At 66.0% G+C, this 22,334-nt stretch carries 18 protein-coding genes; 10 read left to right on the top strand and 8 right to left on the bottom strand.

The features are described from left to right. Window position 1: 1 nt before the first annotated feature. On the bottom strand, window positions 2–1,765 hold the full coding sequence (locus tag CH295_RS05425; protein ID WP_037194055.1) for an Hsp70 family protein: 1,764 nt from the start codon (window positions 1,763–1,765) through the stop codon (window positions 2–4). 261 nt (window positions 1,766–2,026) lie between these two features. Here CH295_RS05425 and CH295_RS05420 point away from each other — a divergent pair, with 261 nt between their 5' ends. The 3 genes from CH295_RS05420 (at window position 2,027) to CH295_RS05410 (ending at window position 7,984) form a co-directional block, all read left to right on the top strand. Continuing rightward, entirely contained in the window at window positions 2,027–4,570 is a 2,544-nt protein-coding gene (locus CH295_RS05420; RefSeq protein WP_094739988.1) for an IniB N-terminal domain-containing protein, read from the top strand. 148 nt (window positions 4,571–4,718) lie between these two features. Beyond that, a complete protein-coding gene (locus tag CH295_RS05415; RefSeq protein WP_094739987.1) occupies window positions 4,719–6,527 on the top strand; it encodes a dynamin family protein in 1,809 nt (602 codons plus the stop codon). Next, window positions 6,524–7,984, top strand: a complete 1,461-nt coding sequence (locus tag CH295_RS05410; protein WP_037194062.1) for a dynamin family protein — start codon at window positions 6,524–6,526, stop codon at window positions 7,982–7,984. The genes CH295_RS05415 and CH295_RS05410 overlap by 4 nt, the downstream gene beginning before the upstream one ends. Here the strand turns inward: CH295_RS05410 and CH295_RS05405 are convergent. Together CH295_RS05405 and treS are read right to left on the bottom strand one after the other, a co-directional pair. Next, window positions 7,973–8,533, bottom strand: coding sequence for a hypothetical protein (locus CH295_RS05405; protein WP_094739986.1), 561 nt, complete (start codon window positions 8,531–8,533; stop codon window positions 7,973–7,975). The genes CH295_RS05410 and CH295_RS05405 overlap by 12 nt on opposite strands. 39 nt (window positions 8,534–8,572) lie before the next feature. Further along, window positions 8,573–10,753, bottom strand: coding sequence for a maltose alpha-D-glucosyltransferase (gene treS / locus CH295_RS05400; protein WP_094739985.1), 2,181 nt, complete (start codon window positions 10,751–10,753; stop codon window positions 8,573–8,575). 296 nt (window positions 10,754–11,049) lie between these two features. On the opposite strand from treS, the gene CH295_RS05395 reads away from it, so the two are divergent. The 6 genes from CH295_RS05395 to CH295_RS05370 all read left to right on the top strand — a co-directional run bounded on the left by CH295_RS05395 (window position 11,050) and on the right by CH295_RS05370 (window position 17,242). Beyond that, a complete protein-coding gene (locus tag CH295_RS05395; RefSeq protein ID WP_094739984.1) occupies window positions 11,050–11,550 on the top strand; it encodes a Pro-kumamolisin, activation domain family protein in 501 nt (166 codons plus the stop codon). A gap of 240 nt (window positions 11,551–11,790) precedes the next feature. Further along, window positions 11,791–13,635, top strand: a complete 1,845-nt coding sequence (dnaK, locus tag CH295_RS05390; RefSeq protein ID WP_032376212.1) for a molecular chaperone DnaK — start codon at window positions 11,791–11,793, stop codon at window positions 13,633–13,635. Next, window positions 13,632–14,264 carry a nucleotide exchange factor GrpE gene (gene grpE, locus CH295_RS05385; protein ID WP_037194070.1) on the top strand — a complete coding sequence of 211 codons (633 nt, stop codon included), beginning with the start codon at window positions 13,632–13,634 and terminating at the stop codon, window positions 14,262–14,264. The genes dnaK and grpE overlap by 4 nt, the downstream gene beginning before the upstream one ends. Window positions 14,265–14,295: 31 nt before the next feature. Further along, window positions 14,296–15,471: a molecular chaperone DnaJ gene (gene dnaJ / locus CH295_RS05380; RefSeq protein WP_094739983.1), complete on the top strand. Its 1,176-nt coding sequence runs from the start codon at window positions 14,296–14,298 to the stop codon at window positions 15,469–15,471. After that, complete coding sequence (locus tag CH295_RS05375; RefSeq protein ID WP_052047962.1) at window positions 15,471–15,887, top strand: heat shock protein transcriptional repressor HspR; 417 nt, start codon at window positions 15,471–15,473, stop codon at window positions 15,885–15,887. The genes dnaJ and CH295_RS05375 overlap by 1 nt, the downstream gene beginning before the upstream one ends. Window positions 15,888–16,495: 608 nt before the next feature. Continuing rightward, window positions 16,496–17,242 (top strand): FAD-binding oxidoreductase, encoded by a 747-nt coding sequence (locus tag CH295_RS05370; RefSeq protein ID WP_094739982.1) that lies wholly within the window; start codon window positions 16,496–16,498, stop codon window positions 17,240–17,242. 9 nt (window positions 17,243–17,251) lie between these two features. Here the strand turns inward: CH295_RS05370 and CH295_RS05365 are convergent, their stop codons facing one another. Together CH295_RS05365 and CH295_RS05360 are read right to left on the bottom strand one after the other, a co-directional pair. Next, complete coding sequence (locus CH295_RS05365) at window positions 17,252–17,656, bottom strand: MarR family winged helix-turn-helix transcriptional regulator (RefSeq protein WP_094739981.1); 405 nt, start codon at window positions 17,654–17,656, stop codon at window positions 17,252–17,254. Further along, window positions 17,653–19,068: an MFS transporter gene (locus tag CH295_RS05360; protein WP_094740280.1), complete on the bottom strand. Its 1,416-nt coding sequence runs from the start codon at window positions 19,066–19,068 to the stop codon at window positions 17,653–17,655. The genes CH295_RS05365 and CH295_RS05360 overlap by 4 nt, the downstream gene beginning before the upstream one ends. A gap of 154 nt (window positions 19,069–19,222) precedes the next feature. Here CH295_RS05360 and CH295_RS05355 point away from each other — a divergent pair, with 154 nt between their 5' ends. Further along, the gene (locus tag CH295_RS05355) at window positions 19,223–19,453 is read left to right on the top strand and encodes a hypothetical protein (protein ID WP_094619162.1); all 231 of its coding nucleotides are present in this window, start codon (window positions 19,223–19,225) and stop codon (window positions 19,451–19,453) included. A 1-nt stretch (window position 19,454) separates the two neighbouring features. On the opposite strand, the gene rsgA is transcribed toward CH295_RS05355, so the two are convergent. The 3 genes from rsgA to CH295_RS27695 form a co-directional block, all read right to left on the bottom strand. Continuing rightward, window positions 19,455–20,465, bottom strand: a complete 1,011-nt coding sequence (rsgA, locus tag CH295_RS05350) for a ribosome small subunit-dependent GTPase A (RefSeq protein ID WP_094739980.1) — start codon at window positions 20,463–20,465, stop codon at window positions 19,455–19,457. Window positions 20,466–20,619: 154 nt separating this feature from the next. Continuing rightward, the gene (locus CH295_RS05345; protein WP_037194081.1) at window positions 20,620–22,068 is read right to left on the bottom strand and encodes an alpha,alpha-trehalose-phosphate synthase (UDP-forming); all 1,449 of its coding nucleotides are present in this window, start codon (window positions 22,066–22,068) and stop codon (window positions 20,620–20,622) included. A gap of 52 nt (window positions 22,069–22,120) precedes the next feature. Continuing rightward, the gene (locus tag CH295_RS27695) at window positions 22,121–22,294 is read right to left on the bottom strand and encodes a hypothetical protein (protein WP_008710019.1); all 174 of its coding nucleotides are present in this window, start codon (window positions 22,292–22,294) and stop codon (window positions 22,121–22,123) included. Window positions 22,295–22,334 lie beyond the last annotated feature (40 nt).

Below are 22,334 nucleotides of genomic sequence, written 5' to 3'. Positions count from 1 at the left end.
CCTATCGGCCGGTCAGGCCGCCGAGGGCTCCGCCGAGTCCGTCACCGACGCCGCCGACGACACCGCCGAGCCCGTCACCGACGCCGCCGACCACTCCTCCGAGTCCGTTACCGACGCCCTGGCCGACATCGCCGAGGGTGGGACCCTGATAGCTGGGAACCTGCACGCTCGGTGCCTGCGGAACCTGTACGGCAGGCGGTTGGTAGCTGGGAACGGTCGGAGCAGCGACCGACGGGACGGTCGGCACCGTGGCCGCGCCGTTGTCGGCCGGAGCCGGGGATCCCGCGACCGGAGCACCGGTGGCGGGGTCGATCTGCGTCACCGTGCCGTCGGCGTTGACCACCGAGGTCGGTGCGCCCTCGGATCCGGTTGCGACGGCACCGTTCTCGCCGGTGGCAGGCGTCGTCGTTGCGGCATCCGCCACCGCTGCGGTGGTTCCCGGTGTCTCGGTGCTCGAGATCGAGGTTTCCGCGTTCGATTCGGCCGGAGTGGTGTTGTCGGAGGTCAACGCCGTTCCCACCGACAGGCCTCCGCCGGCGAGAAGCGCGAGGACGAGGACGGATCCGGCCACGACGCCCGCCTTCTTGCGACCGGACATGCCCGAGTCCGATTCGACGGCGGTGGGCGTCGGCGCGGGCCGGGGAGTGGGGCGAGGCATCGGCGCAGCTGCGGCAGCGGACGCGACGGCCGTGGTGGGTGCCGCAGCCAGAGCTGCGGCGTTGTCGGAGGCGGTCGCGTCGGCGATGTCGCTGCCGAGAATCGCGGCACCGATCGCGACGGTCAGTTCGGGCCGCGGTCCGGCCACCACTGGTGCGCGCAGTTCGGACGACATGAGCTCGGCGACCAGCGGGATGGCCGAGCTGCCGCCGACGAGGACCACCTGGTCGATGTCGGTGACGTCGAGGCCCGCGGCCGTGACGGCGTCGCGTACAACCCCGATCGACCCCAGCAGTGATGCGCGGACCAGTTCCTCGAGCTCGGAACGGACGAGGCGCACCTCGGTGTGCAGGCCCGGCAGGTCGACCGTCAGTGACGTCGACGTGTCGTAGGAGAGCTGTTCCTTCGCCTCGCCGCAGCGGGCCCGCAGTTCCACCAGGGCGCCGACGGTGTCGGGATCGAAGGGATCGAACTCGAAGGACTGGCTTCCCGAGACGGTGTCGAGAACGTACTGCATGATCGCGTGATCGAACTGCGCTCCGCCGAACTCCTGCGAGTGAACTCCGGTGCCGACGGTGCCTGCCTCGGAGCCGGTGCGCATCAGCGTGACGTCGAGTGCGGTCGCACCGAGGTCGTAGACCACGGCCAGGCCGTCGGACTGCGGCCCGCGCGTGACTTCGAGCCACCGCATCGTGGCGACGGACTCCGGTACCAGCGTGACGTCGGCGAGCCCCGCGCGGTCCAGTGCTTCACCGAGGACCTCGGCGGTGTACGCGGTCCAACGAGTGGGATGGGTGACGACGACGGTGGGAGCGGCATCGGTTCCGGCTGAGACCTCGGCGACGAGTGCGCGAGCAGCGGTGGCGTACAGGTCCTCGGCCCGGTGACTACGGCCGTCGTCGTCGATCAGTTCCACCGGATCGCCGACGCGGTCGGCGAAACCGCTGATCAGGTTCCGCGTCGAACGGTCCCACAGCTCTGCCAGACGCGGGGCTTCGCCGGGACGGAGGTCGAGTGCCGAACGCTTGACCACCGAGGTGACAGGATCGGTGTCCAGTGCAGCCACTGCCGTCACCGAACCGATACGTATGCCGAGCCCTGCGTTCATTGTCGTGTCGCCGCCTTCGTCTCGCCCTGCCGTCAGCACTACTGCCGTCACTCGCACTGTCGGCAGTGGCCAAATATTCGTTACGTCTCACAGCAGGTTAGAGCGCATAACGAGTGAAATCCCCCAAAGCGCCCAGATCCCCTAATCGAAGTCCCCTGGCAACCCCCGGGGGAGTAGGGGGATCGGCCCCGTTGGGCAGGGGCTCTCCGATGCATAGCTTTGTGATCAACCACGAAGCACCACTCGTCAAGGAGACCCACGATGGCTACCAACGCCGTACTCGATTTCATCCTCAGCCTGCTGCGCGACGACCAGGCTGCAGCTGCATACTGCGCCAACCCCGAGATGACGCTGGCCGCCGCTGGACTCGGCGACGTCACCCACGCCGACATCGTCGCGGTGGCACCCCTGGTCGCCGAGTCGGGACTGTTCGCCGGTGCGGGCAGCCAGCTCTCGGCCATCCTGGGCGCAGGCGGTTCCGCAGGCCTCGACGGCGCACTCGCCGGAGGTGCGAGCCTCGGCGGCGGACTGTCGGCCGGGCTCGGACTGGCAGCCGGTGCTGTCGCAGGCGGCGGACTCGCTGCAGGTGGCAGCCTGACCGGCGGAATCGACGTCACGGGTGAGATCGCTGCATCCCTGCAGGCTGCACTCGCTGCAGCGTTGGCCGTCGGAGGCCAGATCGGTCTCGAGCTCGGCACTGCCTTCGGCGGCGCACTCGACGCGCTGATCGGTGCAGGCGCAGGTATCGGCGGCGGTCTGGATCTCGACCTCGACGGTCTTCTCGGCGGAACGGTCGGACTCGGCGCTGCCTTGACCGGATTGATCGGCGCAGGCGCAGGCATCGGCGGCGAGATCAGTGGAGACATCGCGGCACAGCTGCAGGCAGCACTCGACGCCGCTCTCGGCGCAACCGGTGCCGTCGACCTCGGCGCACTGGCCGACATCCAGGGCGGCCTGGCCGGCGCTCTCGGTGCAGTCTTCGGAGTCGGCGGAACCGTCGGAGCCGAGCTCGGTACGGCCCTCGGAGGAGTCTTCGACGCCGTACTCGGTGCCGGAGCCGGACTGGACATCGCGGGTGACCTCGGTGCCGCACTGACCGCGGGAATCGGCGGTGCACTCGGCGGACTCGGAACCGTCGGAGCAGATCTGACCACCGACATCGGCGCCGCACTGGACGGAGCGCTCGGTGCCGGAGGCGCACTGGTCGGCGACCTCGCCGGTGGAGTCGGCGCGAGCCTCGGCGGTCTCTTCGCTGCAGACGGTGCCATCGCAGGATCCATCGGATCCGCACTCGGAGCCGTCCTCGACGCAGGTGCGCTCGCCGACCTCGATGTCGACGCCCTGTTGGCCGCGGGCGGCAACATCGGCGCAGTGGTCGGTGGCGCACTGGGAACCGCACTCGATCTCGACACCAGCGCAGTCGGCAGCCTCACCGCTGCTCTCGACGCCGCACTCGACGGCACGATCGGCGCAGGTGCCGGTATCGGCGGCGGGCTGGTCGGCGGACTCGAAGGCGGAGTTGCAGGCGGCCTCGAAGGCGTCCTCGGCACGGCATTCGGCGTCGGTGGGGCAGCCGGAGCTCAGCTCGGTACCGCCCTCGAATCGGTTCTCGACACCAGCGCTGCACTCGACCTCGGAGCCGCTCTCGGAGCCGGAGCCGACGTCAGCGCAGGACTCGTCGGAGCGATCGACACAGCGGTTGCCGCCGGAGCAGACCTCTCGGGAACCGTCGAAGCAGCACTCGCCGGAGTCGGCGGAGTGGGCGCAGGTCTGTCGGGCGGCCTGGCCGGACTCGGCGGAGTGGGCGCGGGCCTCACCGGAGGACTCGCGGGCCTCGGAAACGTCGGTGCTGATCTGACCGGTGGCCTGGGTGCTGTCGGAAACGTGGGTGCCGATCTGACCGGTGGCCTGGCGGCCGTCGGAAACGTCGGTGCCGATCTGGCCGGCGGACTCGGAGCTGTCGGAAACGTGGGTGCCGACGTGACCGGTGGCCTGGCGGCTGTCGGAAACGTGGGTGCCGATGTGGCCGGCGGTCTCGGGGCCGTGGGCAACGCAGGCGCAGGCCTGACCGGTGGTCTCGCAGGTCTCGGTGACGCAGGTGCAGGCCTCACCGGCGGACTCGCAGGTCTGGGCAGTCTCGGCGGCGGTATCGCGGGCGGTGTCGCAGGCGGCGTCGATGCTGCGGCGTCGGCCGGGGCCGGACTCGAAGGAGCCGTGTCCGGTGGCATCAGCACCGGAATCGATGCGGCAGCATCCGCAGGCGCAGGACTCGAAGGTGCCGCGGGCGCTGCAGGCTCGGTTGTCGGTGGCCTCGAAGGTGCGGCAGGCGGAGCGGTCGACGCCGGAACCTCGGTGGGCGGCGAGATCGCATCGAACGTCGGCGCGGGACTCGACACGGGTGCCTCGATCGGGGGCGACTTCGCGTCCACTGTGGGTGCGGGTTTGGATGCTGGTGCGGACGCTGCGGCTTCCGCGGGCGGCGGGTTTGATTCCGCTGCCGACATCGGTGGCCAGGCCGCGGGCAGCCTGACCGGTGGCCTGCAGTCGGGTGCCGAGGGACTGGCAGACGCCGGCGGCAGCCTTTCCTCCGCTGCGTCGGGATCGTTCGATCACTCGAGCTCGTTCGATTCCTCGGCCACTGCGACCGGCACCGGCTGGTCGAGCGTCGACTCTGACGTTTTCGGTCAGGGTGAGACCGATTCGAGCCTGTTCAGCGATTCCGGCCTGCACGGTTCGGTGGATTCGGCAGCCGACTCTCTGGGACATGTGACCGTCGATCACGACTTCGACCCGACGCAGCCCTGATCCTTTCGGCTGCGGGTAGGCAATGACATGACTCGGCCCCGAGTGTTCGCCAGCACTCGGGGCCGAGTCGTCGCTAGAGTTCGTTCCTGGGCGTGAGTGGAGCCCGGGTACCGCGGAAGTCGACGAGAACGGTTGTGAACACGAGCGTATGGACGGGCAATCTACGGAGCTGGCCGAGCTGCTGAGCCGGACCGCGGCGGTGGCGACATCGGCGGGAAGATCCGACCTGGTGGATCGAGTCGAGGCGGCGCGCTCGCGAGTGTTGGATCCACGTCGACGCATCATCGTGGTCGGACCGCTCAAGCAGGGCAAGAGTCAGTTCGTGAATTCGCTGCTCAATCTGACGGTGTGCTCGGTCGGCGACGACGAGACCACCGCCATCCCGACCGTGGTGTCCAATGCCGAGAGCCTCTCGGCGCAGCTCGTACTCGCCGATCCGGGCAACGAACCGATCCGAGTCGACGTTCCGCCCGAGGAGATCACAACGGTCACCCCCGCCAGTCCGCTGGCCCAGGGCCGTGAGGTGCTGCGTCTGGACATCGGGGTGGCGAGTCCGTTGCTCGCCGACGGCTTGGTGTTGGTCGATACTCCCGGCGTCGGCGGGCACACGAATCCGCACGCTGCAGGCACATTGGGTCTCATTCCCTCGGCCGACGCGGTGCTCGTCGTGTCCGATGCGTCGCGCGAGTTCACCGAACCGGAACTGTCGTTTCTCCGACAGGTGCAGGGCTTGTGCCCGGCCGTGGCGGTGCTGATCACCAAGATCGATCTCTATCCGCACTGGCGGCAGATCGTCGAGGCCAATCGCGGACACCTGGACCGCGCGGGAATCGATGTGCAGATGTTGCCGGTGTCGTCTCTGTTGCGTTCGCACGCACTGCGTTTGAACGACGAGGAACTCAACGCCGAGTCCGGTTTCCAGCAGCTCTACGCGTTTCTGCGCGACGACGTGGTGGCCCGGGCGGATGTGCTGGCACGCTCCTCGGTCTCGCTCGATGTCCGATCGGTCACCGAACATCTGACACTCTCGTTCGGCAGTGAGCTTGCGGCACTGAAGGATCCGGAGCGGGCAGCCGCGGCCGTCGCGGGGTTGCAGCGCGCCAAATCGGCCGCCGAGGAGCTGCACAAACGTTCGTCGCAGTGGCAGCAGACGCTCGGTGACGGAATCGCCGACCTCGCCTCCGACATCGATCACGATCTGCGCGACCGGTTGCGGCGCGTCACCCGGGAAGCGGAAGAGACCGTCGACGAGGGGGATCCGGGCAAGGACTGGCCGCAGCTCGGCGAGTGGCTCGAGGAGCAGATCGCCGCGTCGGTGGGCGACAACTTCGTCTGGGCTCACGAACGGGCACTGTGGCTTTCGGAGTTGGTGGCCGAACACTTCGCCTCGTCCGGGGCGGCAGCGCTGCCCGATCTCGATCTGGGCGATCTGGACAACGTCCTCGATCCCGTCTCGTCCCTGGCCGATCTGGAATCCGGCCGTGTCGGAATCACGCAGAAGGTTCTGGTGGGAATGCGTGGATCCTACGGCGGTGTGCTGATGTTCGGCCTGATCACCACGTTCGTCGGGTTGAGTCTGCTCAATCCGATTTCGATCGGTGCGGGCGTACTCCTGGGCACCAAGGCCTACAAGGAGGACAAGGAGAACCGCGTCAAAGCGCGGCGTTCCGAGGCCAAGATGGCGATCCGCCGTTTCACCGACGACGTCAGCTTCCAGGTGGGCAAGGAGTCGAAGGACCGGCTGCGCCAGATTCAGCGAGTGCTGCGTGATCACTTCACCTCGATCGCCGAGCAGACGCTGCGTTCGCTGAACGAGTCGCTGCGCTCGGCGCAGGAAGCCGCCGCTGCCGACAACACCGACCGTTCCGCCCGCATCGCTGCGCTGGAGAAGGACATGCGCGTGGTGGCCGAACTGAATTCTCGGGCAGTGTCTCTGGTCGAGGACGTCGCAGTATGAGTGTGGCGGCTCTGGCCCGAGCACGCGACCTCATCTCGGCGGCACGATCGACGTACTCCGGTGATGCCGAAGCGTCCTGGATGCTCGACGAATGCCTGTACCGTCTCGACGAGCCGCTGCGGGTGGCGCTCGCGGGATCACTCAAGGCGGGCAAGTCCACGCTGCTCAATTCCCTTGTCGGGCAGGACATTGCCCCGACCGACGCAACGGAGTGCACGAAGGTCGTCACGTGGTACCGCAACGGCGTCACCCCCGCCGTCACGGCCTGGTACGACGGCGACCGGGCTGCGAACGTGCCGGTGCAACGGCGCGACGGGCGACTGACCTTCGACCTCGGGTCGTTGACGGCCGCGCAGGTCGACCGACTGGACGTCGAATGGCCTGCAAGCGCTCTGGCGCAGACGACGATCATCGACACTCCCGGTACCTCGTCTCTCTCGCGAGACGTGTCGGCGCGCACGTTGGCGATGCTCACGCCGGAGAACTCGTCATCGGGCGCAGACGCCGTGGTGTATCTGCTGCGTACCCTCAATGCGACCGACGTGTCGTTTCTCGGGCAGATCGGTGCGCACGTCGGCGGCGATTCGGGACCGCTCGGTGTGATCGGTGTCGTCTCGCGGGCCGACGAGGTGGGTTCGGGGCGGATGGACGCGATGATGTCGGCCAAGGAAGTCGCTGCGCGCTTCGCGTCCGAACTCGAGGCCACCGGCCTGTGCCAGGCAGTTGTTCCGGTCGCGGGTTTGCTGGCGCTCGGCGCGGAAACGTTGCGGCAGAACGAGTTCGCTGCCTTCGAGATGTTGGCCACGGTGCCGACCGAGGATCTGCAGTTGGCGATGCTCTCGGCCGATCGATTCGTCCGTGCACAGAGCACGCTACCGGTCGACGCATCGCTGCGCGCCAGCATCGTCGACCGCTTCGGACTGTTCGGTATTCGGATGGCAGTGACGTTGATTCGGCTCGGGGTGCGCGATTCGCCCACGCTGGCTGCCGATCTGGTCGAACGGAGCGGGCTGACCGAACTTCGCTCGGTGATCGACGTGCAATTCGGTCAACGCGCCGACCAGCTCAAGTTGCACTCGGCTCTGGTTGCCCTGCAACGAATCCTGGAGTTCAGGCCGGAATCACACGCGCTCCGCACCGAGGCAGGCCGAATGCTCGCCGACGTGCACGGTTTCGCCGAACTGCGTCTGCTCGGCCGATTGCGCTCCACCACACCGAAACTGCCCGACGGTGCTCTACTCGAACTGCAGCGCATCATCGGCGGTTTCGGCATCGCCGCCACCGAACGCCTCGATCTGCCTCCCGATGCCGGACGCACTCAGCAGCGCGACACCGCGCTGGCGGCCGTGCACAAGTGGCGAGCACTGTCCGAGCACCCACTGCTGGACCGGTTCACCTCGACCTCGTGCGCCACGGCGGCCCGCAGCGCCGAAGGGATACTCGCCTCACTGGCGTGAGGATCCTCGGGGCAGGAGGGCCACGATGGTCGCGGCTGCCGCAGTGCCCGCCACGACGAACGGACCCCACTGCAGAACGCCGCCGAGCAGCGCGGAGGCGTCGGACACGAAGGTCGAGAACGTGACCGCCGCGCCGATGGTCAGGATTCCGACCGCTCCCATCAGGACCTTGGACGACATCGCTGCGTTGCGCAGTAGATTCAGTGCGACGAATCCCAGTAGCACGAGCACCGCCGCTGCGGCCCCGCTGGACAGCAGCGTGGCCGAGGCGGTGTTGCGGACATCGGCCGCACTGGCCGTCGACTCCTGCTGTGACACCGCAGTTTCGACGCCCGAGAGTACCGACTCCCAGTTCAGGGCGATGGCGGCGGCCAACGCGAGGATCAGCGCTGCCGTCAGAGCCCACAGAGCAGTCGCGACCTTCGGCAGGACCGAGTGAGTGGGCTCCTGCCGTGGCCGCAGCGGTTCGACGGCAACATCCGGCCGCGGTGGTTGCGGACGGGCAGGCCGGGGCCTCCGTGATGTCGGGTCGTTCTGTTCTTCGGCCACGTGCAGGAGTCTATCCGTCGGCGGTGACGGGCCGCGGTCTCAGCGCAGCACCACCGGTACGCCCTCGTACGGACGCAGACTCATCGGGAAGCTGTTCAGCTCGTCCACGGTCGCGATCTCGTTGTCGTCGAAGACGTCGATGGCGCACGTGCCGGGCACCAGGTGCTTGGACTGAATGGTCGCGCTGATCTCCTCGGACGAGAAGTTGAGCACCGTGGCCTGGATGGTTCCCTGGCTGAGCTCGTGCACCATGACCAGCAGGCCCTTGTGCGAGACCGTCGGAATGTCGATCTGCTGAGCGGTGGCGATCCCGAACCGCTTGCGCAACTCGATGATTCGCGCCAACTGGCGGGCGAACGACTGCGGATCCGCCAGCTGCTCCGGGAGCGAGCCGTACAGGCTGCGCCCGCGAGGGATGCCCGACTCCGAGCGCACGGCCTCGGGGAAGTACCCCATCAGATCGTGTGCACCGCGGTTGATCCAGCGGGTGTCGCCTTCGCGGATGAGGTCGTCCACCTCGTCGGCCGCGATCGGCAGGATGCCCAGTAGATCCCAACCGGACAGTGCGAACACGCCCGGCTGCAGCGCGTTGTACATCGCGAGCAGCAGGTGGGCCCGCTTGACCGTCTCGATGTCTTGCTCGTCCATCCGGTCCAGGTCGCGGATTCCGAGCGATGCGGTGATCACACTCGCTGTGGTGCAGGCGATTCCGTTGGTGGTGAACGTCCGGTTGTACGGCGCCCAGCGTCCGGTGAGTCGATCGGTCAGTTCACCGCGGATACGGTCGCCCAGATCGCTGCCCTTGACCGCCTCGCCGCCGTAGGTGAACTCGTCCTCGGCGTGCAGGGTGGCGAAGTGGATGAGCTCGAAGGTCATCTCGTCGTGGTTCTGCAACGCATGCACCAGGGATGCGGTGTCGACGCCGTGGTCGCGGGCCAAAGTCATGGTGAGCCTGAGGAATTCGGTGTTCCCCATGACGAGCGCATGCTGATACGCGGGCCGGTTGATGAAGTCGTACGACAGGTCGGCACCGTTGGTGCCCATGGCCTTGATGTCGTCGATCGTCAGGTTCAACTCCTGGAAGGTGAACCCGCCCATCTTGCGCACCACGCTGGCGATCAGATGGTTCGCCGCCTCCGACAGGGGATGGCCCTCGGACCAGCCGGGTCCTTCGGCTCGACGCTCGACGCCGAGAAAACCGTTGGCGTCCAGGCGTAGTGCTCCTGCGCCCAGGTCGGCGATGGAGTGACACGCGTCGCCGATCACCAGTCGCATGCCGGCGAAGGAGGGATCGAGCCAGTTGATCGACGGCTGACCGGCCTTGAAGTAGTGCAGGTACACCCAGCGGCGTTCGACGCCGTCGATGCCGACGACGGGAGGCGTTGCGCTCCAGTTGGTTTCCTTCACACCGAGCTCGTAGAAGATCACGCGCTGCAGCTGACCGATGATGTAGCCGGCGCGGGCGAGATTGGCCTCGGCCTCGGCGTCGATGTTCTGTGAATCGGCACCGGCGCGCACCCGGGGCAGCAGATGCCAGTCCTGCGGCTCGATCTCGACCATGTGGTAGATGCCGGGGTAGTCGGCCACGGCCATCTCGGCGAGCCGGAAGTCCGCACCCTTGCCGGTGTGGCCGGGGACGATGTCGTCGATCACGATGCCGTCGTACGCCGAGGCCACCACGCAGAGGCGTCGGAACTCCTCTTCCGATCCGAACGCGGGGTCGATCTGCATGCCGATGCGGTCGAAGTGGCCGTCGACCGAGGGGGTCGGACGCCAACCGTGGATACCGCCTGCCACCTTCACCGGGCCGGTATGCACTGCGGTGACACCGATCTCGGAGAAGGCCTGCCACAGCTTCTCGTCGCCGAGAGTGCTCAGGAAGCTCGTCTGCGGGGCGTTGATCACCGAGATGGGGTACGCGGTGAACCACACCGGAGCGCGCTCGACGGCCGCACGAGGATCGGGGTCGGCATACGGGTTCTGCCACATGCTGCCCTTGCCCGAGAGTTGCTCGGCGATCAGTTTGGCGTCGCGCAACATCGACTGCTCGGTGAGCCAGTCCACGTACTCGGGGTTCGATGCCACCGGCTCGCTGTTCGGGGTGGGACTGTTGCTCCGATTGGCGCGACGCACCGAAGGTCGAAGTGGTTTCGGCCGAGCCGGATAGAACTTCTCGTCGTAGGTGATCTCGCTCGGTTCGTGCTGCACTTCGGGATCCATGTGCCTCCGTAGCCTCGCTTTTCTTCAACCCTACGTAGGGCGCGGCCGATCCGCAGGGTTGTGGTTCCCCTGATCGACGACCGGTGAAACCTGGCTCGCCGACCGGTGAGAACGACGTCGAACTACATCGATGTGATTTTTTGGGGGCCTTTCCTTCGATATGCGAACGTCATCGAATCGATACCGCCTGGTGTGGAATGTCTGATTCCTTTAGGACATAGTGAAACAGGTACCAACTGTCCCATCAGTCACATCAGACTCATGAGTCACATCCCCTTCAGCTACAGGAGTTGTTCATGCGACGTCTTGCCCGCACATCGATCCTGGCCTCGACGGCCGCTCTGGCCGCCGCCATCGGTGCGGTTGCCCTCGCACCCGCCGCATCGGCCGAACCTGCCCCCGAGCCCGTCGGCCCGCTCGGCTCGGTGGTTCTCGAAAGCCCCGACCTGGTGGTGACCATGGCCGCTGTCTGCGACATCACGGTCGAGGACGCGCCCGAAGGTGGCGTCGTGGCACTGCAGGTCAAGGTCGACAACGTGGGCGCGGACGACGCGTCGAACGTCAACGTCAACTACGGCGCACTGCCGGGCGTGCAGGGTCAGAACACCGAGACGACCATCAAGGCCGGCGAAGCAGCGACGTACACCGTGCCTTCTGTCGATCGCGAATGGATGGCTCGCCCCGCAGGTGCGGCGGCCTTCGCCAGTGCGCTGGACGCGAACTTCCTCGACAACATCACCGGTGGACTGCTCACCCACAGCTGCATCCCCGCCCCGGTCGAGGAGCCTTCCGCGTAACTCCTTCACGAATACTTTCTCCCCGCTGCGCCGCGACGATCCTCGTGATCGTCGCGGCGTACTGCTGTGTGTGCCTACGGCAGTGGGGAACAAATTCGCCACACCCTCCGTTGTGCAGGTCAGCAGCCTTGAGTGGATGAGGCTCAAGTTGGAAGTTGACGCGACAGATCGCGTTATGCAAACTTGAGTGGAGTTCGCTCACCCAGGGACTGAATCCACGCAATAACAGGAGGAAACATTATGGCTCGTGCGGTCGGTATCGACCTCGGGACCACCAACTCGGTCGTGTCCGTCCTCGAGGGCGGCGAACCGGTTGTCGTCGCCAACTCCGAGGGATCACGCACCACCCCGTCGATCGTCGCTTTCGCCAAGAACGGTGAAGTGCTGGTCGGCCAGCCCGCGAAGAACCAGGCGGTCACCAACGTCGACCGCACGATTCGTTCCGTGAAGCGCCACGTCGGCACGGACTGGACCGTGGAGATCGACGGCAAGAAGTACACCCCTCAGGAAATCTCCGCGCGCACGCTGCAGAAGCTCAAGCGCGACGCCGAGGCCTACCTGGGTGAGGAAATCACCGACGCGGTCATCACCGTTCCCGCGTACTTCGAGGATGCACAGCGTCAGGCCACGAAGGAAGCCGGCCAGATCGCCGGCCTCAACGTCCTGCGCATCGTCAACGAGCCCACCGCGGCAGCTCTCGCATACGGCCTGGACAAGGGCGACAGCGAGCAGACAATTCTCGTGTTCGACCTCGGTGGCGGCACGTTCGACGTCTCGCTGCTGGAAATCGGCGACGGCGTCGTCGAGGTCCGTGCGACGTCCGGCGACAACCACCTCGGTGGCGACGACTGGGACGAGCGCATCGTGACCTGGCTCGTCGACAAGTTCAAGGCTCAGAACGGCATCGATCTGACCAAGGACAAGATGGCGCTGCAGCGTCTGCGTGAGGCCGCCGAGAAGGCGAAGATCGAACTGTCCTCCGGGCAGAGCACCTCGATCAACCTCCCGTACATCACGGTCGACGGCGACAAGAACCCGCTGTTCCTCGACGAGCAGCTCAGCCGCTCCGAGTTCCAGAAGATCACCTCCGACCTGCTCGACCGCACCCGCGCGCCGTTCCAGGCAGTGGTCAAGGACTCCGGCATCGCAGTCAAGGACATCGACCACGTCGTGCTCGTCGGTGGTTCGACGCGTATGCCCGCCGTCTCCGAGCTGGTCAAGGAACTCTCCGGTGGACGCGAGCCCAACAAGGGCGTCAACCCGGACGAGGTCGTGGCCGTCGGTGCTGCACTGCAGGCCGGTGTCCTCAAGGGTGAGGTCAAGGACGTTCTGCTCCTCGACGTCACGCCGCTGTCCCTCGGTATCGAAACCAAGGGTGGCGTCATGACCAAGCTCATCGAGCGCAACACCACCATCCCGACGAAGCGTTCCGAGACCTTCACCACCGCTGACGACAATCAGCCCTCGGTGCAGATCCAGGTCTTCCAGGGTGAGCGCGAGATCGCCTCGCACAACAAGCTCCTCGGCTCCTTCGAGCTGACCGAGCTGCCCCCGGCTCCTCGCGGCGTCCCGCAGATCGAGGTCACCTTCGACATCGACGCCAACGGCATCGTGCACGTCACGGCCAAGGACAAGGGCACCGGCAAGGAGAACACGATCAAGATCCAGGACGGCTCCGGCTTGTCCAAGGAAGAGATCGACCGCATGGTCGCCGACGCGGAAGCTCACGCAGACGAGGACAAGGCTCGTCGCGAAGAGGCCGAGGTCCGCAACCAGGCCGAGTCGCTCGTCCACCAGACGGAGAAGTTCGTCAAGGACAACGAGGACAAGGTCGACGCCGAGCTCAAGGGACGCGTCGAAACCGCCATCGCCGACGCCAAGACGGCTCTCGCGGGCAGCGACATCTCGGCAGTCAAGACCGCCGTGGAGAAGCTCTCGACCGAGTCGCAGGCTCTCGGCACCGCCATCTACGAGGCTCAGGCCAAGGAGCAGGGCGGCGCAGAGGGTGGCGCGCAGGCCGCTGACGACGGTGTCGTCGACGCAGAGGTTGTCGACGAGCCCGCCGACGACACGGACAAGAAGTGACGTCGGAGAACACCGAGCAAGAACCGGTCACTTTCGTGGACAAGCGAAAGATCGATCCCGAGACCGGTGAAGTACGGGAAGGTGACGCAGTTCCGGAGCCCCTGGTGGGCACCGGGGCTGCGCCCCAGCCCGACTCGGTGGACGAAGGGACCGTCGACGGTGACGTCGTGGAAGACCCGCGTGACACTCAGGTCGCAGAACTCACCGCAGATCTGCAGCGCGTCTCGGCGGAGTACGCCAACTACCGGCGTCGTACCGACCGCGAGAAGCAGACCGGAGCGGAGAACGCCAAGGCGTCCGTCGTCTCGCAGCTTCTTCCGGTTCTCGACGACCTCGAGCGAGCTCGCCAGCACGGCGATCTCGAAACCGGACCGCTCAAGGCAGTGGCAGACAAGTTGGCAGGGGTGTTCTCGAACATCGGCCTGACCACTTTCGGGGCCGAGGGCGATGCCTTCGACCCGGCCATCCACGAGGCCGTCTCCCACGAGGGCGACGGCAGCAGCCCGGTCGTCGGAACGCTGATGCGCAAGGGCTACAAGCTCGGCGAGCGCGTCCTGCGTACCGCGATGGTCGGCGTGGTGGACGATGCAGCACAAGAATCGGATGCACCCGCGTCCGACGAGCAGTAAACAGAAATAGCGCGAGAGGAGGAAACGCCCGGTGAGCCAGCGGGAGTGGATCGAGAAGGACTTCTACAAGGAGCTGGGCGTTTCCTCCAGCGCGACTGCAGAAGAGATCAAGAAGGCGTACCGAAAGTTGGCCAGGGACAACCATCCCGACGCCAATCCCGGCAACGCCTCGGCCGAGAACAAGTTCAAGGCGGTCAGCGAGGCGCATGCCGTCCTCGCCGACCCGGCCAAGCGCAAGGAATACGACGAAGCACGACGGCTCTTCGCCTCCGGCGGCTTCGGTAACCGCGGCGGCGGTGGATTCTCACCCGGCGCTGGCGGATTCGGCGGCGGCGGCCAGACCTTCGATGTCGGCGACATCTTCGGTCAAGGCGGCGGCGACGGCGGAATCGGCGACCTGTTCGGTGGCCTGTTCAATCGCGGTGGCGCGCAGCAGCGCCCGCAGAACAATCGGCCCCGACGTGGCAGCGATGTCGAAACCGAGACCTCGTTGCAGTTCCGTGAAGCGGCACAGGGCGTTACGGTCCCCTTGCGGTTGACCAGTCCGTCCTCGTGCACCACCTGCCACGGCAGCGGCGCGAAGCCCGGAACCAGCCCGCGGGTGTGCCCCAAATGCAACGGCCAGGGTGTCGTCAACAGAAACCAAGGCGCGTTCGGCTTCAGTGAGCCGTGCGACGACTGCCGCGGTACCGGATCCATCATCGACGACCCGTGCGCCGACTGCCGCGGTACCGGAGTGCAGAACCGGACCCGCACCATCACCGTGCGCGTCCCGGCCGGTATCAGTGACGGTCAGAAGGTCCGGCTCGCCGGTCAGGGCGAAGCCGGCCTGCGCGGAGCGCCGTCGGGCGATCTGTTCGTCACGGTTCGGGTCAAGCCCGACAAGGTGTTCGGCCGAACCGGCGACGACCTGACGGTGACCGTTCCGGTGAGCTACGGAGAACTGGTGCTCGGTACGACACTGTCGGTGCCCACCCTCGACGGTCGCGTCGGAGTGAAGGTGCCACCGGGCACCGTCGACGGCCGAGTGCTGCGGGTGCGTGGACGCGGTATCCCGAAGAAGTCCGGTACCGGAGACCTGATGGTGACCGTCAAAGTTGCCGTCCCGCAGAAACTCGACGATGCTGCTACCGACGCTCTGAAGAACTATCTGGAAGCCGAGAAGGCCAGCGGATTCGACCCGCGGGCCGGGTGGGCAGGTGTGTGATGTCGGTCCCTCCCGAGGGCGGATCCGCGAAAGCCGGTGGCGGGCAGGCTGATCCCGACGCGCAGATCTTCGTGATCTCCGTCGCGGCTCAATTGGCGGGCATGCATGCGCAGACGCTGCGTACCTACGATCGACTCGGACTCGTCACCCCGCATCGCACCACCGGCGGCGGTCGACGCTACTCGCCGCGTGACGTCGCACTGCTCCGCGAAGTGCAGCGACTCTCGCAGGACGAAGGCGTCAACCTCGCCGGCATCAAGCGCATCATCGAGCTGACCAATCAGGTCGAGGCTCTGCAGTCGCGTATCAGCGAACTGGCTCAGGAGCTGGCGGCCGTGCACGCCAGCTATCGCCGCGACCTGGTGCCGATTCAACGCAACGCTCTGGTGGTCTGGAAGCCGAAGCACCAGCGCTAGGTTCGCCGCTTCTGTGCGGGCTCAGATCCTCGCAAACGCGCGCGCATTCGTCAGGTGCGCGCAGATTCGTCAACGATCGAGTCACTATTCCGCGCGCATCCAGCAAACGCGCGCGCGTTTGCGACGTCGAGCCGGGCGACGATGGCGGCGAACCTCGGGCAGGGCTGGCCACCGGGGTTAAGTCGAGCCGCGAGAGAAGAGCGGCGGGGTCCCGGCGCACATCCCCGCAAACGCGCGCGCATTCGTCAGGTGCGCGCAGATTCGTCACCGATCGAGTCACTATTCCGCGCGCATCCAGCAAACGCGCGCGCGTTTGCGACGTCGACGGGGCAGCGGTGGCGAACCTCGGGCCGAAGTGGCGAACCTCGGGCACGGTTGGCCCACCGGGGTTGAGCCGATCCACTGGAGCTGCGTCGCGGGTCTCTCCCGCGCACATCCCCGCAAACGCGCGCGCATTCGTCAGGTGCGCGCAGATTCGCCCCTGATTCGCTGGCTATTCCGCGCGCATCCAGCAGACGCGCGCGCATTTGCGACGTCGAGCCGGGCAGCGGTGCCGAACCTCACGCGCGTTTGCGAGACACCCCGCTTCGACCCCTATCCTGGTCGGCATGCAGGCGTGGAGTTCGACGGTCGTTCAATATCATCGCCTTCGGAACGACCTCGCGGTCATCAGACTCGAAGGCGACGCTGTGCCGTTCGCGGCAGGCCAGTCGGTGTCGGTGACAGTGCCCCAGAACGCCGCGCTGACACGGCGATACTCACCCGCGCTGCCGCCGTCGCGAGACGGAAAGTTGGAATTCCACGTTCGAGCCGTGCCGGCCGGGTGGGTGAGCGGCTCGATCGTCAACGAGACGCGGCCCGGTCACGTGTGGCAGATCAGCGATCCGCAGGGCGGTCTGCATGTCGACGATTCGGGGCGCGACGTCGTCATGATCGCGGGTGGCACCGGCCTCGCTCCGTTGCGCGCGATTCTGCTGGACCTCACTCGCCGCCAACATCCACCGAATGTGACGCTGTTCGTCGGCGGCAAGTCGCCTCGCGATCTGTACGCCGGGGACATGCTGTGGTTGATGGCGTCGGAGCTGCCGTGGTTGACCGTCGTTCCCGTCGTCGACCAACTGCACGAGCCGTGGGCGTCGGATCGATGGAACGATCGCATTCATGCCGAGATCGGTTCCAGCACAGCGTTCTTCGAGCCCGAGCATTGCTGGGAGGGCAGTGTGGCAGACGTCGTCGCCACGCAGGGGCCGTTCCCGGATCGCCAGATCCTGGTCTGCGGCTCGCCGGGAATGGAAGCGGCGACCGTGCGCGCGCTCGTCGAGATCGGCACACCGCTCGACGCCATCCGCCGCTGAAGCGAGTAATCAGGGCAGCTGCAGAATGCGTCGTAGATGTGCCAGGTCTTCGGCGGATACCGTCGTGAATTCCGGCGGTGGGGCGTCGGCGATCGCTCGGGCCTTCTCGGCGAGGAGGCGTCCGGATTCGGTGAGTCCGATGATGCGGCGTCGGCGATCGGTGGGATCTTCGGTGCGGATCACCAGTTCCCGTTTTTCCAGCTCGCGAACGTTGAGCGAGACGTACGGCGCATCGGAGGCGAGGATCTCGGCCAGTTCGGTGACCGTCCGATCGCCCGCGAGCAACTTGGTGAGCAGCTTGGCCCGCAGGAAACTCATCCCCGTGGCGTCGGCGACGGCTCGGCGGGTGTCGTGCTTCTCGAGCATCAGCGCACGCATCTCGCGCCAGATGAGTGCTGCCTCCGTCCCGGTCATACGAGCACCGGTTGGTCGATTCGATCGGCGGTCGCGCGGGCCCACCGGCCGGTGGTGACCACTGCGAGCGCGGTGACCACCACGCCTGCGCCTGCGATGACGTACCACGCGGGAACCGCGGCTGCGGTGAAGCCGTCGGAGATCTCGCCGACGATGCTCGCCGTGACGATGGATCCGACGACGGCCACGCCGAGCGATTGACCCACCTGCCTGCTCGTCGACGCGATGGCGGATGCCACTCCGGCCTGACTGCGCGGCATTCCGGACACCGCGGTGTTGGTGATCGGGGCGTTGACCATGCCGAAGGATATTCCGAAAATCACGTACGCGACGGCCAGCCACGCGAACGACGTGGTCGGAGTCAGGCGGGTGAGCATCAGCGCCGAGGCCACGAAGCCGATACCGGCGACGAGCAGCGGAATGCGCGCTCCCAGTGTGCCGACGATGCGGCCCGAGATCGGCGCGAAGATCAGCGTCATCAACGCCATCGGCAGGGTGTAGAGACCGGCGTGCAGTGGTGAGTATCCGCGCACGTCCTGCAGATAGAGGGTGTTGAGGAACAGGAATCCGCCGAGGGACGCGAAAGCACACACCGCGATCACCGTCGCTCCGCTGAACGGCGCGCTGCGGAAGAACTTCAGTTGGATGAGCGGTTCCTCGATTCGCGACTCCACCACCAGTAGTCCGACGAGAGAGCCGATGGCGACGGCACCGGTGAACACGATCAGCGGCGATCCCCAACCCTTCGCGGGACCTTCGATGATGGTGAAGACCAGGGACGCGAGGAACGCGAAGATGAGGAACTGGCCGGCCGGATCGAACTTGCGTGAGTGTTCGGCTTTGGATTCCGGGACGAATTTCAGTGTCATCGCCAAGGCGAAGATCCCGACGGGGACGTTGATCCAGAAGATGGACTGCCAACCGGCACCGGTGACGAGGATGCCGCCGAGGGCCGGACCCGCAGACATGGAGATTCCGACGACGGCACCCCACATGCCGATGGCTCCTGCACGTTCTTTCGGGTCGGTGAAGGTGTTGGTGATGATCGACATCGCGACAGGATTCATCATCGAGCCGCCGACGGCCTGCAGCATGCGGAAGGCGACGAGCCATCCGAGCGACGGTGCGACGCTGCACAGCAAGGAGCCGAGGACGAACGTTCCGGTGCCGATCAGGAAGAAGCGCTTGCGGCCGTACTTGTCGGCCATCGAGCCGCCGAGCATCAGCAGTGACGCCACGACCAGCGTGTATGCATCGATGATCCACTGCAGACCCGATACCGAAGCGTTCAGATCTGCGCGCATCGACGGCAGTGCGACGTTGACGATCGTGTTGTCGGTGCTGACGAGAAACAGACTCAGGCAGCAGATGCCGAGCACGAGATACCGGTGTCGTCGAGTCAACTCGGCCACGTTCACCTCCGCGATAATGCTTGTATATCTACAACTATTACATGAGTACTCCTAAATTGTTCGACGAGCAAGTGAGATGCACGCAGAGCACGCCCGATAGGGTGTGTGTCACAGACTTGCTCGAACCCGATTGCTCGCTGAATGGAGAACAACAGTGGCTTCCGAGATCGCACCAGGCGACCTGGTTCAGGCGTCCGGGCATGCCGGCCCGTGGAAGGTGCTCGAGATTCGTCAGGGTCTGGCGTTGCTCGAGCATCACGACGGGCACCGGTTGTCGGTACGCACCACCACGGTCGAGGTGGTGCGCAAGGCGTCGAGCAGCGAGGGTTCGGCCCCGCAGGCCGAGGCCGAGAGTGAGAGCCCCTCGCTGTTCGACGAGAGCTGACCTAGCGCTTCGATCGTTCGACGGCGTACTTCTGCCGCAACGATTTCGAGATCTGCTTGTGCTCGCGCAGCTTCTCGCTGCGCGCTCGAGCGTCGTGCCGCGAGGTCGACCAGGCATTCTCCCGCAACAGTTTTCGGTAGTTGCCCAACCTTCTGTCGGTGAGCTGACCCGCATCGACGGCGGCGAGCACCGCACAGCCGGGTTCGTGTTCGTGCGCGCAGTCACCGAACCGACACGACTCGGCCAGCTCTTCGATGTCGGAAAAGGCGCTCGCCACAGCGTCTTCCGATCCCTGTACGCCCACGGAACGCAAACCCGGGGTGTCCAGCAGCACCAGGCTCGAGGAAGGAATCGGCACCAATTCCCGATGCACCGTCGTGTGCCTGCCCTTGCCGTCGGCCGACCGGGTGGCACCGGTGGCGAGAACCGAACCGCCCAACAGGGCGTTGCCGAGTGTCGACTTTCCGGATCCCGACGGCCCGATCAGGGCGACTGTGCCGCGCAGATGCGCTGACAACGAGTCGATTCCGCCGTCCGACATCGCACTGGTGCTGCACACGGTGACGCCCGGCGCGGCGGCCAGCAGTAGCTCTTCGACGACGCTTCCGCTATCGGTCTTGGTGATCGCGAGAACGGGAACAGCGCCGCTGCCCCAGGCGAGGGTGATGTAGCGCTCGACGCGACCGAGGTCGAGGGCCGTGTCCGACGCGACCGTGACGACGACGGTGTCGACGTTGGCTCCGAGAACCTGTATGTCGGAGGTGGATCCGGCGGAGGCGCGTTCGATGGATGTGCGGCGAGGAAGTGTGGCAACGAGCCTGAACGAGTCCAGTGTCACCCAATCACCGGTGCAGATACCGGTGCCGGTGCATCGGACGATGCCGCTGTCGGTGACGGCGTCGAATTCACCGCGGTCGACGCGAACGACGCGGGCGAGAGTTGTTTCCTGAGAATGCTTTTCGAATTCCGTCAGCCAGTGCTGATCGAGGCCGTAATGCGCGAGTGGAGACATGCGAGATCCTTGGGGGAGGAGGAACGAGGGCTCAGGGGTGCAATCGTCCAGGTGGCCACGATGCCCACCTCCTCACGTGAAAACGCATGAACTCGATACATAAAAAACCGTCGACGGCAAAGTAGCAGCCGTCGACGGTGTCTGGAAAGCGAATTTATCGGGTGAGGTTGGTGCCCTCCGCCGGCGCTGCGAGCGCGGTCAGGAAGGAGCGGGCCCAGCGGTCGACGTCGTGCGCGAGAACCTGCCGACGCATGGCGCGCATGTGTCGCTTGCCCGATTCCGGTTCCTGTTCGAGGGCTCCGATGATCGCGTCCTTGACGCTGTCCAGGTCGTGTGGGTTGCACAGGTACGCCTGGCGCAGTTCGGCTGCTGCACCGGTGAATTCGCTGAGCACCAACGCGCCACCGAGATCGCTGCGGCAGGCCACGTATTCCTTGGCGACGAGGTTCATACCGTCGCGCAAGGGGGTGACCAGCATGACGTCGGCGGCAACGAAGTAGGCCAGCAGATCGTCGCGGGGGATCGGCCGGTGCAGGTAGTGCACCACGGGGTGGCCCACCTGGCCGTACTCGCCGTTGATGCGGCCCACCTGCTGCTCGATTTCGCCGCGCATGGCGACGTAGCTCTCGACGCGTTCCCGGCTGGGCGTCGCCAACTGCACGATGACGTTCTCGGCCGGATCGACGCGGCCCTCTTCGAGCAGTTCGCGAAACGCGTTCAGTCGAACGTCGATTCCCTTGGTGTAGTCGAGGCGATCGACGCCGAGCATGATGCGCTTGGGATTCCCCAGATCCTTGCGCAGTTGCTTCGCGCGATCACGGACGGCCTTGGAGCGCGACTTGGTGTCGAGGTCACCGGAATCGATGGAGATCGGGAACGCGCCGACTCGCACGGTCCGGAAGCCGACCTGCACGACGCCGAGCTTGGACCGCACTCCGACAGTTCCGCGCGAGGTGGTTCCCCCGGCGAGGCGTCGGGCAAGGTAGAGGAAGTTCTGCGCGCCGCCGGACAGGTGGAAACCGATGAGGTCGGCTCCGAGCAGTCCTTCGACGATCTCGGTGCGCCACGGCATCTGCATGAACAGTTCGATCGGCGGGAACGGGATGTGCAGGAAGAACCCGATGGTCAGGTCGGGGCGCAGCATCCGCAGCATCTTCGGGACGAGCTGGAGCTGGTAGTCCTGGATCCAGACCGTCGCGCCCTGTGCTGCGGCCTCGGAGGTCTTCTCGGCGAAGCGGCGGTTGACCTCTACGTAGGCGTTCCACCAGTCGCGGTCGTACTCCGGCTTGACGATGACGTCGTGATAGAGCGGCCACAGCGTCGCGTTGGAGAAGCCCTCGTAGTACTGGGTGTATTCCTTCTCGCTGATCGTGACCGGACGCAGCTGGAGGCCGTCCTCGACGAACGGCTCGACGTCGACGTCCGAGACGCCGACCCACCCCACCCACGCACCCTTGTTGGCACGCAGAATCGGTTCGAGAGCGGTGACCAACCCGCCTGGGCTTCGCTTCCATCGTGTGCTTCCGTCCGGAAGCTTTTCCAGATCGACCGGCAACCGGTTGGCCACGACGACAAAATCCGAACCCTGCGAGGCGTCAGCCACAACTGTCCAATCCGCTTGTAGATCCCTGGGTAAACAGTCCTGCGAAAACCTGTCAGTCGGTCTTCGCTACGGGATCTATACCCAACATCGACAGCAACATGCGGCATTCGTCGGCATCGGTCGCGTAGGCAGCGACGACGCGCTGAGCCTGGCTGGCCGTCTCGTACTCGAGTGGGACGATGTCTTCGTCGGCGATGTCGTTGTCGGTCGAAGTCTTGGCAGGCATGGTGTTCTCCGTACTCTCTGCTGGGCTTACACGGTGTTCG

The organism is Rhodococcus sp. 14-2483-1-2 (assembly GCF_002259405.1).
Taxonomy (GTDB): Bacteria; Actinomycetota; Actinomycetes; order Mycobacteriales; family Mycobacteriaceae; genus Rhodococcoides.
Note: the sequence above shows the minus strand (reverse complement) of the source record. Positions and strands in the feature narration are given on the sequence as shown.

What these genes read in the sequence shown, in the direction of transcription:
- CH295_RS05425 (WP_037194055.1), bottom strand. Translation starts at nt 1,765, where the DNA reads ATGAACGCAGGGCTCGGCATACGTATCGGTTCGGTGACGGCAGTGGCT.
- CH295_RS05420 (WP_094739988.1), top strand. Translation starts at nt 2,027, where the DNA reads ATGGCTACCAACGCCGTACTCGATTTCATCCTCAGCCTGCTGCGCGAC.
- CH295_RS05415 (WP_094739987.1), top strand. Translation starts at nt 4,719, where the DNA reads ATGGACGGGCAATCTACGGAGCTGGCCGAGCTGCTGAGCCGGACCGCG.
- CH295_RS05410 (WP_037194062.1), top strand. Translation starts at nt 6,524, where the DNA reads ATGAGTGTGGCGGCTCTGGCCCGAGCACGCGACCTCATCTCGGCGGCA.
- treS (WP_094739985.1), bottom strand. Translation starts at nt 10,753, where the DNA reads ATGGATCCCGAAGTGCAGCACGAACCGAGCGAGATCACCTACGACGAG.
- CH295_RS05395 (WP_094739984.1), top strand. Translation starts at nt 11,050, where the DNA reads ATGCGACGTCTTGCCCGCACATCGATCCTGGCCTCGACGGCCGCTCTG.
- dnaK (WP_032376212.1), top strand. Translation starts at nt 11,791, where the DNA reads ATGGCTCGTGCGGTCGGTATCGACCTCGGGACCACCAACTCGGTCGTG.
- CH295_RS05375 (WP_052047962.1), top strand. Translation starts at nt 15,471, where the DNA reads ATGTCGGTCCCTCCCGAGGGCGGATCCGCGAAAGCCGGTGGCGGGCAG.
- CH295_RS05370 (WP_094739982.1), top strand. Translation starts at nt 16,496, where the DNA reads ATGCAGGCGTGGAGTTCGACGGTCGTTCAATATCATCGCCTTCGGAAC.
- CH295_RS05365 (WP_094739981.1), bottom strand. Translation starts at nt 17,656, where the DNA reads ATGACCGGGACGGAGGCAGCACTCATCTGGCGCGAGATGCGTGCGCTG.
- rsgA (WP_094739980.1), bottom strand. Translation starts at nt 20,465, where the DNA reads ATGTCTCCACTCGCGCATTACGGCCTCGATCAGCACTGGCTGACGGAA.
- CH295_RS27695 (WP_008710019.1), bottom strand. Translation starts at nt 22,294, where the DNA reads ATGCCTGCCAAGACTTCGACCGACAACGACATCGCCGACGAAGACATC.